This is a genomic window from Streptomyces sp. NPDC050738 (assembly GCF_040654175.1).
Taxonomy (GTDB): Bacteria; Actinomycetota; Actinomycetes; order Streptomycetales; family Streptomycetaceae; genus Streptomyces.
Genome location: NZ_JBFAHN010000002.1, coordinates 190,049 through 204,498, shown reverse-complemented (window position 1 = coordinate 204,498; position 14,450 = coordinate 190,049). Strand labels below are relative to the sequence as shown.

At 70.0% G+C, this 14,450-nt stretch carries 12 protein-coding genes; 6 read left to right on the top strand and 6 right to left on the bottom strand.

Translation table 11 applies throughout. The annotated features are described in order from the left end of the window. Positions 1–103 precede the first annotated feature (103 nt). The 3 genes from AB0H78_RS05215 to AB0H78_RS05205 form a co-directional block, all read right to left on the bottom strand. Entirely contained in the window at positions 104–1,462 is a 1,359-nt protein-coding gene (locus AB0H78_RS05215; RefSeq protein WP_363232878.1) for a cytochrome P450, read from the bottom strand. Between the two features lie 19 nt (positions 1,463–1,481). Next, on the bottom strand, positions 1,482–2,492 hold the full coding sequence (locus AB0H78_RS05210) for a terpene synthase family protein (protein WP_363232877.1): 1,011 nt from the start codon (positions 2,490–2,492) through the stop codon (positions 1,482–1,484). A 951-nt stretch (positions 2,493–3,443) separates the two neighbouring features. Further along, positions 3,444–4,811, bottom strand: a complete 1,368-nt coding sequence (locus AB0H78_RS05205) for an aminopeptidase P family protein (protein WP_363233426.1) — start codon at positions 4,809–4,811, stop codon at positions 3,444–3,446. 152 nt (positions 4,812–4,963) lie between these two features. Between AB0H78_RS05205 and AB0H78_RS05200 the strand changes: the two genes are divergently transcribed. Genes AB0H78_RS05200 through AB0H78_RS05175 form a run of 6 tightly spaced genes read left to right on the top strand, consistent with a single transcriptional unit; the run spans position 4,964 to position 10,600 of the window. Further along, on the top strand, positions 4,964–6,130 hold the full coding sequence (locus AB0H78_RS05200) for an FAD-binding oxidoreductase (protein WP_363232876.1): 1,167 nt from the start codon (positions 4,964–4,966) through the stop codon (positions 6,128–6,130). Then, complete coding sequence (locus tag AB0H78_RS05195; protein ID WP_363232875.1) at positions 6,127–6,444, top strand: (2Fe-2S)-binding protein; 318 nt, start codon at positions 6,127–6,129, stop codon at positions 6,442–6,444. Before AB0H78_RS05200 ends, AB0H78_RS05195 begins: the two co-directional genes overlap by 4 nt. Next, positions 6,428–7,957 (top strand): NAD(P)/FAD-dependent oxidoreductase, encoded by a 1,530-nt coding sequence (locus tag AB0H78_RS05190; protein ID WP_363232874.1) that lies wholly within the window; start codon positions 6,428–6,430, stop codon positions 7,955–7,957. The genes AB0H78_RS05195 and AB0H78_RS05190 overlap by 17 nt, the downstream gene beginning before the upstream one ends. Further along, the gene (locus tag AB0H78_RS05185; protein WP_363232873.1) at positions 7,954–8,853 is read left to right on the top strand and encodes a dihydrodipicolinate synthase family protein; all 900 of its coding nucleotides are present in this window, start codon (positions 7,954–7,956) and stop codon (positions 8,851–8,853) included. The genes AB0H78_RS05190 and AB0H78_RS05185 overlap by 4 nt, the downstream gene beginning before the upstream one ends. Continuing rightward, positions 8,853–9,854 (top strand): proline racemase family protein, encoded by a 1,002-nt coding sequence (locus AB0H78_RS05180; RefSeq protein ID WP_363232872.1) that lies wholly within the window; start codon positions 8,853–8,855, stop codon positions 9,852–9,854. The genes AB0H78_RS05185 and AB0H78_RS05180 overlap by 1 nt, the downstream gene beginning before the upstream one ends. 59 nt (positions 9,855–9,913) lie before the next feature. Next, positions 9,914–10,600: a GntR family transcriptional regulator gene (locus tag AB0H78_RS05175; protein ID WP_363232871.1), complete on the top strand. Its 687-nt coding sequence runs from the start codon at positions 9,914–9,916 to the stop codon at positions 10,598–10,600. Here AB0H78_RS05175 and AB0H78_RS05170 read toward each other — a convergent pair. The 3 genes from AB0H78_RS05170 to AB0H78_RS05160 all read right to left on the bottom strand — a co-directional run bounded on the left by AB0H78_RS05170 (position 10,597) and on the right by AB0H78_RS05160 (position 14,410). Beyond that, on the bottom strand, positions 10,597–11,553 hold the full coding sequence (locus tag AB0H78_RS05170) for a fibronectin type III domain-containing protein (RefSeq protein ID WP_363232870.1): 957 nt from the start codon (positions 11,551–11,553) through the stop codon (positions 10,597–10,599). The two genes, AB0H78_RS05175 and AB0H78_RS05170, sit on opposite strands and share 4 nt — an antisense overlap. A gap of 104 nt (positions 11,554–11,657) precedes the next feature. Beyond that, positions 11,658–12,707, bottom strand: a complete 1,050-nt coding sequence (locus AB0H78_RS05165; protein WP_363232869.1) for a LacI family DNA-binding transcriptional regulator — start codon at positions 12,705–12,707, stop codon at positions 11,658–11,660. Between the two features lie 53 nt (positions 12,708–12,760). Then, positions 12,761–14,410 carry an extracellular solute-binding protein gene (locus AB0H78_RS05160; protein WP_363232868.1) on the bottom strand — a complete coding sequence of 550 codons (1,650 nt, stop codon included), beginning with the start codon at positions 14,408–14,410 and terminating at the stop codon, positions 12,761–12,763. Positions 14,411–14,450: the final 40 nt, after the last annotated feature.

Below are 14,450 nucleotides of genomic sequence, written 5' to 3'. Positions count from 1 at the left end.
AGGAGGCGGTGGACGCCGGAAGCGGGTCCAGATGCGGCAGACACCTGGATCCGCTTCCGCCGGCCGTCCTCGGTGTTCGGACCGGGGACGACACAGCGCGGGCCTATCCGCGGGCGTGCAGCCGCAGTGGCAGATGTTCCGGATGAAGGCTGACCGACAGCCGGGAGGGGCGGATCTGGACTCCGGGGACGGGAGACAGGCTCCACCGGGATGCGATCGTGGCCAGGGCGAGCACGGTCTCGGCCATGCCGTACGTGTCGCCTATGCACTTGCGTGCTCCTCCGCCGAAGGCGACGAAGGCTCCGCGCGGAAGGCCGGATGCGGATTCGGGCAGCCATCTGTCCGGATCGAATGCGTGGGGGTCGGGGAAGAGGTCCGGGCGCCGCTGAACGGTGACAGGGCTGAACAGGATGGCGGTTCCGGGGGGCAGGTGCCGCCCGGCCAGTTCGACCTCTCGGGTCGTGGTGCGGGTCAGCAGCCAGCCGGGCGGGTACAGGCGCAGCGTTTCCGTGAGTACGCGGCTGGTGAAGGCCAGTTGTGGCAGGTCCTTCCACTCGGCAGGTCGCCCGCCGAGGACCTGGTCGACCTCCTCCTGGAGCCGGCGTTCGGCTTCGGGATTCGTGGACAGCAGGTGAAGTGCCCAAGCGAGGGCGGCAGCGGTGGTGTCCCCTCCCCCCAGCAGCATGGTGATGAGGTGATCGCGGATCTCCGCATTGCTCAACTCCTGGCCGTCCGGCCCGGAATCGGAGCCGAGGAGGATGGGCAGGATGCCGCTGGAGTCTGTCGTCTCCTTCCGATGCCCCTCGATCATGCGATCGACGGTGTCGAGAAGATTCTTGACGGCGCTCTGGAAGCGGCGGTTCGCCGGGGTGGGGATCCTGCGCAGAGTGGGCGGGGTGAGCATCCGCAGGAAACTGCCGTTGAACACGGTGTCGAACGAGCGGCGGACCACTTCGATGGTCTCCGCGTCGACGGTGGTGGAGAACAGGGTCCGTGTCACGGTCCGCAGGGCGAATCCGTACAGCTGGGGAAATGCGTCGATTTCCTGTCCGTCTTTCCAGTCCTGGGTCAGCGTGGATATCTCATCTTCCATTACGGCGGCATGGCTTTCGATGAGTGCCGGATGGAAGGCGGGCTGGATCAAGCGGCGTTGCCGCCGATGGTCCTGGTGGGTCGACGTTCCCAGACCGTTACCCACGAAATCGCGGAGCCGGTCCATGACCGGCCCTCCTTTGTCGTAGATGCTGTCATTGGTCAGGATGTGCCAGACGATCTCGGGATGGCACGGTACGAAGGCCGGTTGCGGTCCCAGCCTGATTTCGACCAGGTCGCCGATCGCGGAGAGCGACTCGAGGAATTCCAGGGGCTGCCTCCACAACTGCCAGCCGTGGCCGATGGCGGGATGTGCCCCAGGTGCGATGCCGGAGGTGAGCTGGGTGGCCGAAGGCGCGTGTCCGAGCATGGTGGTTCCTCCTGCCTGGTCAGGCGCGGCTGTGCGAGGGAAGGGCATCGTGCCGCGACGTCTGGTACCGCTCGGCACGGAGGTGGTAGTCGAAGTCTCCGCGGACGAGCATGCGATAGTCGTGGACGCACTGCTCGACATTCGCCACGACCTCGCTTCCGGCCCCGATGGATTTGAGTTGTGAGGTCAGCTGTCGCTCGGCTTTCTGGATGCGCTCGATATACACAGCGAGCATGTCGTTCGCCACTTCGAAGGCTTCCTGCAGCGAGCATCCGCGATGATGCTGGATCAGGCAGACCGAGTTGTGGTAATAGCCGACCTCTTGTTCCTTCTGGGTTGAGCAGATGTCGTTGTAGAGGGCGATATGGTCGGTTGCCGCGTTGCGCAGGGCGATGAATCCGGAAAGGTTCCTCACCGCCTCCGGAAGGTCGAGCTGGGCCGGTATCTCGTACAAGTCCAGGAATCCCCGCATGGCGATGGCATCGCGTCGGTGGTGCATGAACTCATCGACTTCCGGCACATGGCCGGCGGCTCGGTCGGCAGCTTCCGTGTAGTAGGTCCACAGCCACCCCGAGGTGTCCCTGCGGAACACCTTGGTCCACCCGGACGAGCGGTTCGAGCAGATTCGGTGCCACAAGTCGGAGAGTGCGTACTCCAGCGGCCCGGCCGGGGTCGTCTTCCCGTCGATCACTGCGATCAGCCGGACGATGACCTCCTCGCACCGGGCCGGGTCGCGCCCCTGCGGGCCGTCATCGAACATGTCGTCGACAACGAAGGACCAGACGGTCCACTCGCAGAAGAGCGTAAGGTCGGCCAGTTCTGCTGTGGGATAGATCAGGGACGCCCAGAGTTCGGGCCGGGCCTGGCGGATCTGTTCGTGGATCTCCGGTGTCGGGCACAGGCCGAAACGGTCCGTCCACTGCCACATCGCTACGGCTGCCTCGCTCATGCGTGCGTTGCACCCCATGCTGGGAAACGGCATGTCGAAGCGCGGAAGTGTGGCCTGCTCCGGGATGTTGATCGCCATCATGTTTTACCTCTCGTGTCGTTGCTGTCCGACGCTGCGTGAGGGGTGTCCGGGCAGTGAGTCGGCCTGACGCAGGCAGGTGAAATCCCTGTGGCGGCAGGTGAGCGGCTGGTGTGCGTACGTCGGGGGCCCGGCGTCGATGACGAGCGCGCCCCGGGGAGAGAAGGGGACCCGATGCGGGGCCGGAGCCGTGCCGCCGAGGCGGTCACGTGTCGGAGCGCTCATCGGGCACGTTCCTGTCGCCGGGGTCCGGGGCGGGGCGGGGTCACCACCAACTCGTTGCACTGCACCGGTTGTTGGAGGCTGGTGGCCGCCGCATATATCTAGTACACCGCTCATGTGTTCGTCTGAACAGGGGGCCTGGGTGGTGGAATCGTCAAAAGCGGTACAACATGGCGTGGTTGTGCACTCAGGTGGTCGACGGATCGGAACGAAGGTGGCAAGAATGGTCACGGAGGCCAACTTGCCATGCCTGTGCGGAGGGTGGCTGCCGATCAGGCGAGAACCATTCCGGTTCGTCTTCCTCGCAGCGCAGGCCGCAGTCGCGGCAGAACCCTTCGGTGGCGCCTGAAGCCGGCCCCTCCCGGATCGCCGGTCGGTGCCCGCGTGTCCGGAGTCGGCTCGTCCAGAGTGTCAGCGACGGTCATGGTCAGCCTCCTCGGGCGACGATGCCTGGCAATGCACTGGAGCGTATATGCCCATGTCCGTTCATCGTTTACCGAGTAACTTTCTATTCTCTGACTGAAATTGACCACTCGCTGTCCGGAACAAGCTTAACCAGGTACCTCAGTGGGACAGTTGGGACTTCGTTCGCCTCTTCGGCGTCGATGGTGAGGGCCGGAGCGCCTGAGTGGCACCAGCCCTCACCCGTCAGCAGATCGATGAAACCTTCGCAACCCTCTATCGGTCAGTTTTGGCTAATTCCCGCTGGTTCGGGGCGGGTTGGGCGCGGCCTCAGGGGGCGATCGGGACGCCCTGGAGACCCGCCATCCATGCCTCGACGTCGGCGGCCCTGCGGGGGAGTGCGCCCGACAGGTTCTCGTTGCCGTCCTCGGTCACCAGGATGTCGTCCTCGATGCGCACGCCGATCCCGCGGTACTCGGCGGGTACGGAGAGGTCGTCCGCCTGGAAGTACAGGCCCGGCTCGACGGTGAGGACCATGCCCGGCTCCAGGACGGTGTCCACATACGTCTCGTTGCGGGCCTCGGCGCAGTCGTGCACGTCGAGGCCCAGCATGTGACCGGTGCCCGCCATGGTGAAGCGGCGCTGCAGATTCAGTGCGTACACCCGCTCCGGTGGGCCCTCCAGGAGGCCCCACTCGACGAGACGCTCGGCGAGCAGCCGCTGCGAGGCCTCGTGGAAGGCGCGGTACGGGGCGCCGGGGCGGACCGCGTCGATGCCTGCCTGCTGGGAGTCGTACACCGCGTCGTAGATCTTGCGCTGGAGAGGAGAGAAGGTCCCGGAGATCGGGAGGGTGCGGGTGACGTCGGCCGTATAGAGGGTCTTCGTCTCCACGCCCGCGTCGAGGAGCAGGAGTTCACCAGGGCGCACCGGGCCGTCGTTGCGTACCCAGTGCATGATCGTGGCGTGCTCGCCGGCCGCACAGATCGAGCCGTAACCGACGTCGTTGCCCTCGACGCGCGCGCGGCGGAAGAAGGTGCCCTCCAGCCAGCGCTCGGAGGTGGCCACCGCATGCGCCAACTCCTTGACGACATCGGTGAATCCGCTGGTCGTCGCATCGCACGCCGCGCGCATCTCGCCGATCTCCCACGCGTCCTTTACCAGCCGGAGCTCGGAGAGCGCCTCTTCCAACTCCTCGTCGCGCCCGGCGTCGGTGGCGACCGCGGCCTCCAGCGCTGCGTCGTGGCCCCGGACGATACGGGTGGGGGCTTCGGGGAGCGCGGCCAGCTCGGCGGCGGCCTCGCGCACGTCGTGCGCGGGCATGCCCAGGCGGCGCTCCTGCTCGGCGAGGGAGTAGCGGCGGCCGACCCAGAGTTCGGCCTCGGCGCCGAGCCAGAAGGAGCCGTCCTCGCGGGAGGAGCGCGGGAGCTGGAAGCAGTGGGCGTCGTGGCCGCCGCCTTCGGCGGGCTCCAGGACGAGGAGGCCGTCGACGCTCTGGTCGCCGGTGAGATGGACGTAGCCGCTGTACGGACGGAAGGGGTAGTCGCTGTCGTTGGAGCGGACCTTGAGGCGGCCGGCCGGGATCAGCAGGCGCTCGCCGGGGAAGCGGGCGGAGAGTGCGGCACGGCGGGCGGCGGCGTACGGAGCCTGCTCCACGGGGCCGATGTCATGGAGCTCCGTGTCGGCCCAGTCCTTGCGCATCAGCGCGGCCAGCTCGTCGGGCACGGAGGGGTAGAGGCGGTTCTTGCGGGCCACCGGGGCTCCTTCATCGTCGCTTCGGCGTCGGGGGCGAGGCTGTGGAATCCACCCTACGACCCCTTGGGCGCAAGGGAACCATGTGACATATTACTGATGTGAGCAATCGACTGACCTGCGACGTCGTGGTCGTCGGAGCGGGAATGGTGGGTGCGGCCTGCGCCTTCTACGCCACCCGGTCCGGCCTGCGGGTGACCGTCGTCGACCGTGGCCCCGTGGCCGGCGGCACCACTGGAGCGGGCGAGGGCAATCTGCTGGTCTCCGACAAGGAACCGGGGCCCGAGCTCCAACTCGCTCTGTACTCGGGCCGGTTGTGGAAGGACGTCGCCGGGGAGCCGGGCCTGGCCGAGGCGATCGAGTTCGAGCCCAAGGGCGGGCTGATGGTCGTCTCGGACCCGGACGGCATGCGCGCCTTGGAGACCTTCGCGGCCGGGCAGCGCGCCCGGGGCGTCGAGGCGCTGCCGGTCGCCGCCGACGCCCTGCACGAACTGGAACCGCACCTGGCGAAAGGGCTCGGCGGCGGCATGTACTACCCGCAGGACTGCCAGGTGATGCCCACCCTCGCGGCCGCACACCTGATCCGCCGCTCCGGGGCCGAACTCCGTACGGCGTGTTCCGTGACCGGCGTACTGCGCGGCGCGGACGGCCGGCTGACGGGGGTGCGGACCGACGGCGGCGACATCCATGCTCCGGCGGTCGTCAACGCCACGGGCACCTGGGGCGGCGAATTCGCCGCCCTCGCCGGGGTGAACCTCCCGGTGCTGCCGCGCCGCGGGTTCGTCCTGGTGACGGAGCCGCTGCCCGCCGGGACCGTCCGCCACAAGGTGTACGACGCCGACTACGTGGCCGACGTCGCCAGCGACTCCGCCGCGCTGCAGAGCTCGGCCGTCGTCGAATCCACGGCCGCAGGGCCGGTGTTGATCGGTGCGACCCGTGAACGCGTGGGCTTCGACCGCACCTTCTCACTGCCCGCCGCCCGGATCCTGGCGGCCCAGGCCACCGCGCTCTTTCCCGTACTGGAGAAGGCGCGGGCGATCCGCGGCTATCTGGGCTTCCGCCCGTATCTGCCCGACCACCTCCCGGCGATCGGCCCCGACCCCCGGCTGCCCGGGCTCCACCACGCCTGCGGACACGAGGGTGCGGGCATCGGACTCAGCCTGGGAACAGGCCTGTTGATCGCCCAGTCGCTGACCGGCGCGACCCCGGACCTGGACCTCCACCCGTTCCGTCCCGACCGATTCCCCGCAGAGGAGCGACAGAGGTGAGAGACCGGCGTACCCCTCTCGATCTCGTACGGGCCGATCCCGGACCCGCGTACACCGTCACCTTCGACGGCCGCCCGATCCGGGTCCTGCCCGGCCAGACGGTGGCGGCCGCGCTCTGGTCGGCGGGTATCACCTCCTGGCGCACCACCCGCAGGACGGGCGAGGCGCGCGGTGTCTTCTGTGGAATCGGCGTCTGCTTCGACTGTCTGGTGACCGTCAACGGGAGCCCTAATCAGCGGGCTTGTCTCCGCCCGGCCGTATCGGGCGACGTGATCACGCCACAGGAGGGGACGGGTCATGACGACCATCGCTGAACACCCCACCCTCGCGGTGATCGGCGCGGGCCCGGCGGGGATCGCCGCTGCCGTGACGGCAGCCGACGCGGGCGTACGGGTGACGATCCTGGACGCCGCCCCGCAGACCGGCGGCCAGTTCTATCGCCGGCCGGCAGCCGCCCTCGGAGCACGGCGCCCGCAGGCGCTGCACCATGCGTGGGGGACGTGGAAGGCGCTGGACGCGAGGCTGCAGGCCCATGTCGCGGCGGGCCGCATACAGCACCTGGCGGACCGTCATGTGTGGTGCGTGGAACGGGTTCAGGCCGTCCGCATGCCGGCCCGGGGATCCGGAGCCCTGCTCACGCAGGGTCGCGTCACCCGCGATCCCGGCCGCGACGAACCGGCTGGGGCCACACTCGCCGAGCACCCGCCCAGCTTCACCGTGCACGCGCTCACCGGCACCGAACAGGCCGAGCCCGACACCGTCACCGCCGACGCCGTCCTGCTCGCCACTGGGGGGTACGAGAAGGTCCTGCCGTTTCCCGGCTGGACGCTGCCGGGCGTCGTCACCGCGGGCGGCGCGCAGGCCATGCTCAAGGGCGGCCTCGTGTTGCCGGGCCGTAGCGCCGTCGTCGCCGGGACGGGGCCGCTGCTGATGCCGGTCGCCGCCTCGCTCGCCGCCGCGGGCGCGCGGATCGTCGCGTACGTGGAGTCCGCCGACCCCAAGTCCCTTGTACGGCACGCCTCCACACTCCTGCGCAACCCCGCGAAGCTCGCCGAGGGTGCGCGGTACGCAGCCGCGCTCGTCCGCCACCGGGTCCCCGTCCGCACCCGCCACACCGTGGTGCGGGCGCATGGCACCGACCGCCTCGAAGCCGTCACCGTTGCCGCTCTCGACGCGGACGGGCGCATCAGGCCCGGCACCGCGCGGCGCATCGCCTGCGACACCCTTGCCGTCGGCCACGGCATGCTGCCGCACACCGACCTGGCCGGGGCGCTCGGCTGCACACTCGACGGAGCGGCCGTCGCCGTCGACGGCGAACAGCGCACCGACGTCCCCGGCGTATGGGTGGCGGGCGAGGCCACCGGCATCGGGGGAGCGGCGCTCTCCCTGGCCGAGGGGGAGATCGCAGGACACTCCGTCGCGGCCCGGCTGTCCGGTGCCGCCCCCGACGCCCGCGGCCGGTCCGCCGCCGTGCGCGTCCGCACCCGGCTGCGTACCTTCTCCGCCGCACTCGACACCATGTACGCGCCGCCCGCGCTCTGGCCGCGGGCCGTCACCGACGAGACCGTCGTCTGCCGCTGCGAGGAGGTGACGGCCGGCGAGGTCCGCGAGGCCGTCGACGGCCTGGGCGCCGGCGATCTGCGGACGGTCAAGCTCCTCACCCGCGCCGGCATGGGCTGGTGCCAGGGACGGGTCTGCGCCCCCGGGGTCGCGGGTGTCGCGGGCTGCCCCGAGGAGACCGCCCGCCGCCCCTTCGCCCGGCCCGTACCCCTGGGCGTACTCGCCGAATCCGGACAACCCACCTGCCCGAAAAGGGAGTTCACATGAACGGCACCGTGAAAACCTACCCCTGGCGCGGGGTGCTCGTCGCCACCGCCCTGCCCCTGCGCGACGATCTGAGCGTCGACTTCGACGCCTACGCCGAACACTGCCGCTGGCTGGTCGAAAGCGGCTGCGACGGAGTGGTCCCCAACGGCTCGCTCGGCGAGTACCAGGTCCTCACCGACGCGGAGCGCACCCGGGTCGTCGAGACCGCCGTGGCCGCCGTCGGCGGCGCACGCGTGATGCCCGGCGTCGCCGCCTACGGATCCGCCGAGGCCCGCCGCTGGGCGGAGCAGGCGCGCGACGCGGGCTGCGCCTCGGTGATGCTGCTGCCGCCGAACGCGTACCGGGCCGACGAACGCTCCGTCCTCGCGCACTACGCCGAGGTCGCCGGGGCGGGCATCGACATCGTCGCGTACAACAACCCGCACGACACCAAGGTCGACCTGACCCCCGCACTGCTCGCCAGGCTCCACGAGGCCGGACACATCCACGCCGTGAAGGAGTTCTCCGGCGACGTGCGCCGCATCTACGAGATCGCCGAACTCGCCCCGGAACTGGACGTGTTGGTTGGCGCCGACGACGTACTCCTGGAACTGGCCACCGGCGGCGCCAAGGGCTGGATCTCCGGCTACCCCAATGCTCTTCCGCACTCCACCGTCGCCCTTTACAAGGCGGCCATGGCGGGCGACCTCACCACCGCCCTCCCGCTCTACCGTCAGCTGCACGCGCTGCACCGCTGGGACTCCAAGGTCGAGTTCGTGCAGGCCATCAAGCTGTCCATGGACATCGCGGGCAGGCACGGCGGCCCGGTCCGCCCGCCACGCGTCCCGCTCCTGCCCGAGCAGGAGAAGACGGTCCGCGCCGCCACCGAGAAGGCCCTCGCGGAAGGGCTCCGCTGATGCGCAGCAAGCGCGTCCTGCACGCGGTGGACTCGCACACCGAGGGCATGCCCACCCGGGTGATCACCGGCGGTGTCGGTGTCGTCCCCGGCGCCACCATGATGGAGCGGCGCGCCCACTTCATCGAGCACATGGACGAGCTCCGCACCTTCCTGATGTACGAACCGCGCGGCCACGCCTCCATGAGCGGCGCGATCCTCCAGCCGCCCACGCGCCCCGACGCGGACTTCGGTGTCCTCTACATCGAGGTCTCAGGGCTGCTGCCCATGTGCGGCCACGGCACCATAGGCGTGGCGACCGTCCTGGTGGAGACCGGCATGGTCCCGGTCGTCGAACCGGTCACCACCATCCGTCTCGACACCCCCGCCGGTCTGGTCGTCGCCGAGGTCGCCGTCGCGGACGGCGCCGCGCTCTCCGTCACCCTCCGCAATGTCCCCTCCTTCTCCGTCGCCCTCGACCGCAAGGCCGTGCTCCCCGACGGGCGCACCGTCACCTACGACCTGGCGTACGGCGGGAACTTCTACGCGATCCTCCCGCTCGACCAGTTCGCCATCCCCTTCTCGCGCGAGTGCAAGGACGAGATCCTCTCCGCCGGGCTGACCCTGATGGACGCCATCAATCTGGAGGAGGAACCCGTACACCCCGAGGACCCGGCCATCCACGGCGTCCACCACGTCGCCCTGCTCGCCCCCGGATCCGACGCCGCGCGCTCGCGCCACGCGATGGCCATCCACCCCGGCTGGTTCGACCGTTCCCCCTGCGGTACGGGCACCAGCGCGCGCATGGCGCAGCTGCACGCCCGCGGTGAACTCGCCCTGGACACCGACTTCGTCAACGAGTCCTTCATCGGGACCTCCTTCACCGGACGGCTCACCGGCACCACCGAGGTGGCCGGTCTGCCCGCGGTCCTCCCGAGCATCACCGGACGCGCCTGGGTGACCGGCACGGCTCAGTACCTCCTCGATCCGACCGACCCCTTCCCGGCCGGATTCCTGCTCTGAGCAGCGCATAATGACCATCAGTTCATGCAGTACGCGACCTTGCCGCAAGGAGGCCCCCGATGGCCGCGACCCGCAACCGCACCGCTTCCCCCGCCCCTCAGCTGCCGGTGCTCGGGGGCAGGCGGGAGAGCTTCCGCGAGCGGGTCGCCGATGCCCTGCGGGCCGCGCTGATCGCGGGCGAACTCCTGCCGGGCGAGGTCTACTCGGCGCCTACCCTCGCCGCCCGCTTCGGGGTATCCGCGACACCCGTGCGCGAGGCGATGCTTGACCTCGCCAAGGAGGGTCTGGTCGACACCGTCCCCAACAAGGGGTTCCGGGTCACGGCCGTATCGGAGAAGCAGCTCGACGAGTACACCCACATCCGCAGGCTGATCGAGATCCCCACCACGATCGCCCTGGCGGAGACCGCGGATCCGGGGGCCCTGGAGGCGCTGCGCCCGGTCGCGGAGGCGATCGTCACTGCGGCGGCGGAAGGCGATCTGATCGCGTACGTCGAGGCGGACACCCGTTTCCACCTCGGTCTGCTGGCCCTCTCCGGCAACGACCACCTGGTCGATGTGGTCGGTGATCTCCGCAAGCGGGCCCGTCTGTTCGGCCTCACCGAGCTGGTGAAGCACGGCCGCCTGGAGGCCTCGGGCCAGGAGCACATCGAGCTGCTCGACGCGCTGCTGGCCCGCGACACCGAGGCCGTACGCGAAGTGATCACCCGTCACATCGGCCATGTCCGCGGCCTCTGGGCCCACTAGCGCACGACGACGGTCCGCTCGGCCGAGAAGGTCCCCCAGTCGCCGTCCGGGAGCTGGGCGCGGATCTTCACCGCGTACCGGGTGCCAGGCTTGTCCTGCACCACGAAGCGGTACGCCGCCCGGCTCTGCGGTGCGTCGGCGCCCCAGGCGATGGTCGTGGTGAGCCGCCCGTCCAGATACATCTGGTACTCCTTCACCTCGCCGCCCGTACGCGGCACCGTCCACGCCAGCTCGACACCCCGCTCACCGTCCTTGGTGCGCGCCGTCGCCGTGAACGCGGTGGGTTCGGTGCTGGGGCCCTGGCCGGCGGCGGGTCCGGTGGTGAGGTCGGCCGACGGGCTCGGCGGCGAGGCGTTGTCGGCGCCGTCCCTGGCCCTCACGGTGAAGGTGTAGACGGTCGCCGGGCGCAGTCCGGTGAGGTGCGCCGCCGTGGCGTTCCCGCCCACGGTGTGGATCTTCGACTGGCCCTGGTAGATGTCGTACGAGGTGACGCGTACGTTGTCCCGCGCGGCCCCCCACTCCAGCGTCGCGGCCCGCGCCCCGTCGGCCCGCACCCGCAGACTCCCGGGCGCGGTGGGCGCCTTGTGGTCGTCGGGGACCTGCGCCGGGAGCGTCACCGGGACGGGGCTGCTGGGCGGCGAGGCGTTGCCCGCCGCGTCCAGGGCGCGCACGGTGAAGGTGTACGCGGTCGAGGCCTTGAGTCCGCCGATGTCGACCATGGTCGTGGTGGCACCGACGGTCTTGACCCTGATGCCCGCCCGGTAGACGTCGTAGCGGGTGACGCCGTCGCTCTCCGCTGCCTGCCCCCACATCACATGGGCCGAAGTGGCGCTGCTCGCCTGCGCGGTCACCCCGCCCGGCGCGGGCGGGCTCTGGGTGTCGGGCTGCTTCGCGGAGCACGCGGCGAGCAGCAGGCCCAGCGCGGCAACGGCGGTGGTCGGGATGCGGCGCACGCGTATGCCTCCGTCCGACGGGGAGACCGACGGGAAGTCCGGCAGGAATGGTCTGGACCATGTATGGCACAGAGTGCGGCCGTCAACAAGGGGGCGTGTACGCGTCAGATGCGCGGAAGCGGCCTGACGCTCTCGCGGATCACGATGTGCGTGCCCAGGACATGCCGTTCGGGTCCGGTGACAGGCGGCCCGTCCAGGGCGAGGCGGACCGCGGTCCGCCCCAACTCCTCGGCGGGGATGTGCACCGTGGTCAGCCGCGGGGTGACCTCGGCGGCCACCGGGTCGTCGTTGTACCCCACGACCGAGACGTCCTCGGGCACCCGCAGCCCGCGCTCCTGCAGGGCGCGCATCGCCGCGGCCGCGCTCTCGTCGTCACCCGCGACGACCGCGGTGAAGTCGGGCCGCCCGCCGCTCGCGTCGAGGAGGCCGCGCATCACCTCGTACCCGGCGGCCCGGCTGAACTGCGTGCCGTGCAGCCGGGCCGCCGACGGCGGAAGTCCGTGGTCGGCAAGGGCCTTGAGGTATCCGGCGACCCGCGCGTCGCCCGTCGTGTGCCCCGGTTTGTACCCCAGCAGCACGATCTCGCGGTGACCGGCCCCCAGCAGATGGCTGGTGACGGCGCGGGCGCCCGCCTCGTTGTCGTACTCGACGACGATCGCGGGCAGATCGGGCGCGGGCGCGGGCCGCCCGCACAGCACCAGACGCGAACCGGCCGCCGCGAGCGCCTGTGCGTACTGCGCCATCCGCGCCCGGTACTCCGCGTCCTCGGCGACGCCGCCGACCAGCACGACCGCCTCGGCCGCCTGCTCGCGCATCATCTGTACGACGGCGAGCTCGCGGGCCGGGTCGCCGCCCGTCGTACAGACCAGACAGAGGCGGTCGCGCTTCGCGCTCTCCTCCTCCACGCCCTGGGCGACCTTCGCGTAGAAAGGGCTGGTGACCTGGGAGATGAGGACGGCGACGGTCTTGCGTCCGGTCCCGGCCAGTGCGCGGGCGTGCGGATTGATGACGTAGTCGAGGTCCTTGACCGCGCGGAGCACCTTCGTACGGGCGCCGGGTGAGGTCGCATGGGAACCGGACAGCACCCGGGAGGCGGTCGCCACCGAGACTCCGGCACGCGCCGCCACATCACGGATGGTGACCCGTTCCCCCACCACTGCTCCCTTGTATCGCGTCCGCCGCCCGGAGCCATCTTGCCACCCGCTGGTCAGCGGGCCGCTTCGGACTCCTTCACCAGTTCGTCTGCGGCCTTGGCCCCGCCCTGATTGCGCCACTTCTTGTAGACCGAGTCCCAGTCGGAGAGCTTGCCGCGGCCGGAGATGATGCCGGTGGTGCCGTCCTTGAGGAGCTGGCCGAGGGTCGCGCCGTGCTTGCTGAGCGTCTCCGAGATCAGGCCCGCGCTGTCGTTGGGCTTCATCATCGGCATCACCTTCTGCTCCCAGGCGTGCACGCGCTTGGTGAGCTCGGGGTCGCCTGGGACGTAGAGCACGGTGGGGGCGTCGCAGAGGTATTTGAACGGCACGTTGATGTTGTTCTCGACCAGGCCGAGCGAGTTCAGGATGGGGCTGCCCGACGCGTCGCGGGTGAAGTGGGTGCCCTCGACGCCGTAATGCATCAGCTGGTACTCCTCGGAGCCGAACGGCGAGGCCAGCCAGTCCAGGACCCGCAGCAGCAGCCTGATGCGGTCCTTCGAGGCCTTCTTGAAGTACGTGCCGCCGAAAAAGCCGGTGTTCTGCTGGTAGTTGGTGGTGGCGCCGCTCACGGTGTACGGGGTCAGGACGTCGAGTTCGTACGCGCCCTTGATGCCCTGCTGGGCCGGGAGCAGGGAGCCGGCGAAACCGTCGGACATCGAGAGCAGGGTGCCGTTGTAGAAGAGGGTCTTGATGTCGACGGTGGAGGTGGAGGAGGCGCTCGGGTAGAACACCTTGTCGCCGTTCCTGGCGACCAGGTACTCCAGCATCGCCTTGAACTGCTCCGTGCCGTACATGTCGGTGGCCTTGCCGCCCTTGATCTCCCACTCGTTGGGAGCGCCGTGCCACAGGGCGTGCGTCTTGTGCCCGTAGATGGTCGACATGGAGGAGCCGAGCGCGAACTTCCGTGCGCCGGAGGCCTCCTTCACCACCTCCGCGAAGTCCTCCGCGGACATCCCCGGCTTGTAACCGTGCGCGTCGAAGGCGGTGCGGTTGATGAAGATGGCCTCGTTCGGCTTCGGGCGTTCGATGGGCACACCGTAGAGGCGGCCCGCGATCCGGCCCAGACCCTGCCAGGAGTAGCCGGGGATGTTGGCGAGGTTGGGGTACTCCTTGATCGCGTCGCCCGACAGGAACTCGGTGAGGTCCGCGCAGCGCGCCCGGACGAACTGCTCCTTGCTGGGCAGGACGTGGCCGCCTCCGACATTGATGATGTCGGGCAGGTCGCCTCCCGCGATCACGGTCGCCATCTTGGCGTCGAAGTCCGCGTCGGGTACGACGGTGAACTCGATGTCCACGCCCAGGGCTTCGTTCACCGCGGCCCAGTACGCGTTCTGCGACGCGGGCTTGGGCGGGGTGCCGTACGTGATCGTGATGACCTTGATCTTCTCGCCCTTGCCGGGCTTCTCGGCCACCGCCTTGACCAGCTTGTCGGGGTAGCGGGTGTACCCGGCCTGCACTCCGGCGGTGGTCGGCGCCAGATCGGGCTTCGGTACGGGTGCGGCCACGAAGGCGGGCCAAGGGGCCAGTTTCGTACCGGAGTTGCTGACCTTGCGGTCCCCGGAGCCGGTGGAGCAGGCGGTCAGTACGGAGGGAGCGGCGATCGCGGCGCCGCCGGCGGCGATGGAACGCAGCAGGGTGCGGCGCGAGAGAGAGGAAGAGGGCATGGCGAGGTGGACCCTTCGAGTCGGCTCTGGGGCGGGGAGG

What these genes read in the sequence shown, in the direction of transcription:
- AB0H78_RS05215 (WP_363232878.1), bottom strand. Translation starts at nt 1,462, where the DNA reads ATGCTCGGACACGCGCCTTCGGCCACCCAGCTCACCTCCGGCATCGCA.
- AB0H78_RS05175 (WP_363232871.1), top strand. Translation starts at nt 9,914, where the DNA reads ATGGCCGCGACCCGCAACCGCACCGCTTCCCCCGCCCCTCAGCTGCCG.
- AB0H78_RS05185 (WP_363232873.1), top strand. Translation starts at nt 7,954, where the DNA reads ATGAACGGCACCGTGAAAACCTACCCCTGGCGCGGGGTGCTCGTCGCC.
- AB0H78_RS05210 (WP_363232877.1), bottom strand. Translation starts at nt 2,492, where the DNA reads ATGATGGCGATCAACATCCCGGAGCAGGCCACACTTCCGCGCTTCGAC.
- AB0H78_RS05160 (WP_363232868.1), bottom strand. Translation starts at nt 14,410, where the DNA reads ATGCCCTCTTCCTCTCTCTCGCGCCGCACCCTGCTGCGTTCCATCGCC.
- AB0H78_RS05205 (WP_363233426.1), bottom strand. Translation starts at nt 4,811, where the DNA reads ATGCGCAAGGACTGGGCCGACACGGAGCTCCATGACATCGGCCCCGTG.
- AB0H78_RS05180 (WP_363232872.1), top strand. Translation starts at nt 8,853, where the DNA reads ATGCGCAGCAAGCGCGTCCTGCACGCGGTGGACTCGCACACCGAGGGC.
- AB0H78_RS05190 (WP_363232874.1), top strand. Translation starts at nt 6,428, where the DNA reads ATGACGACCATCGCTGAACACCCCACCCTCGCGGTGATCGGCGCGGGC.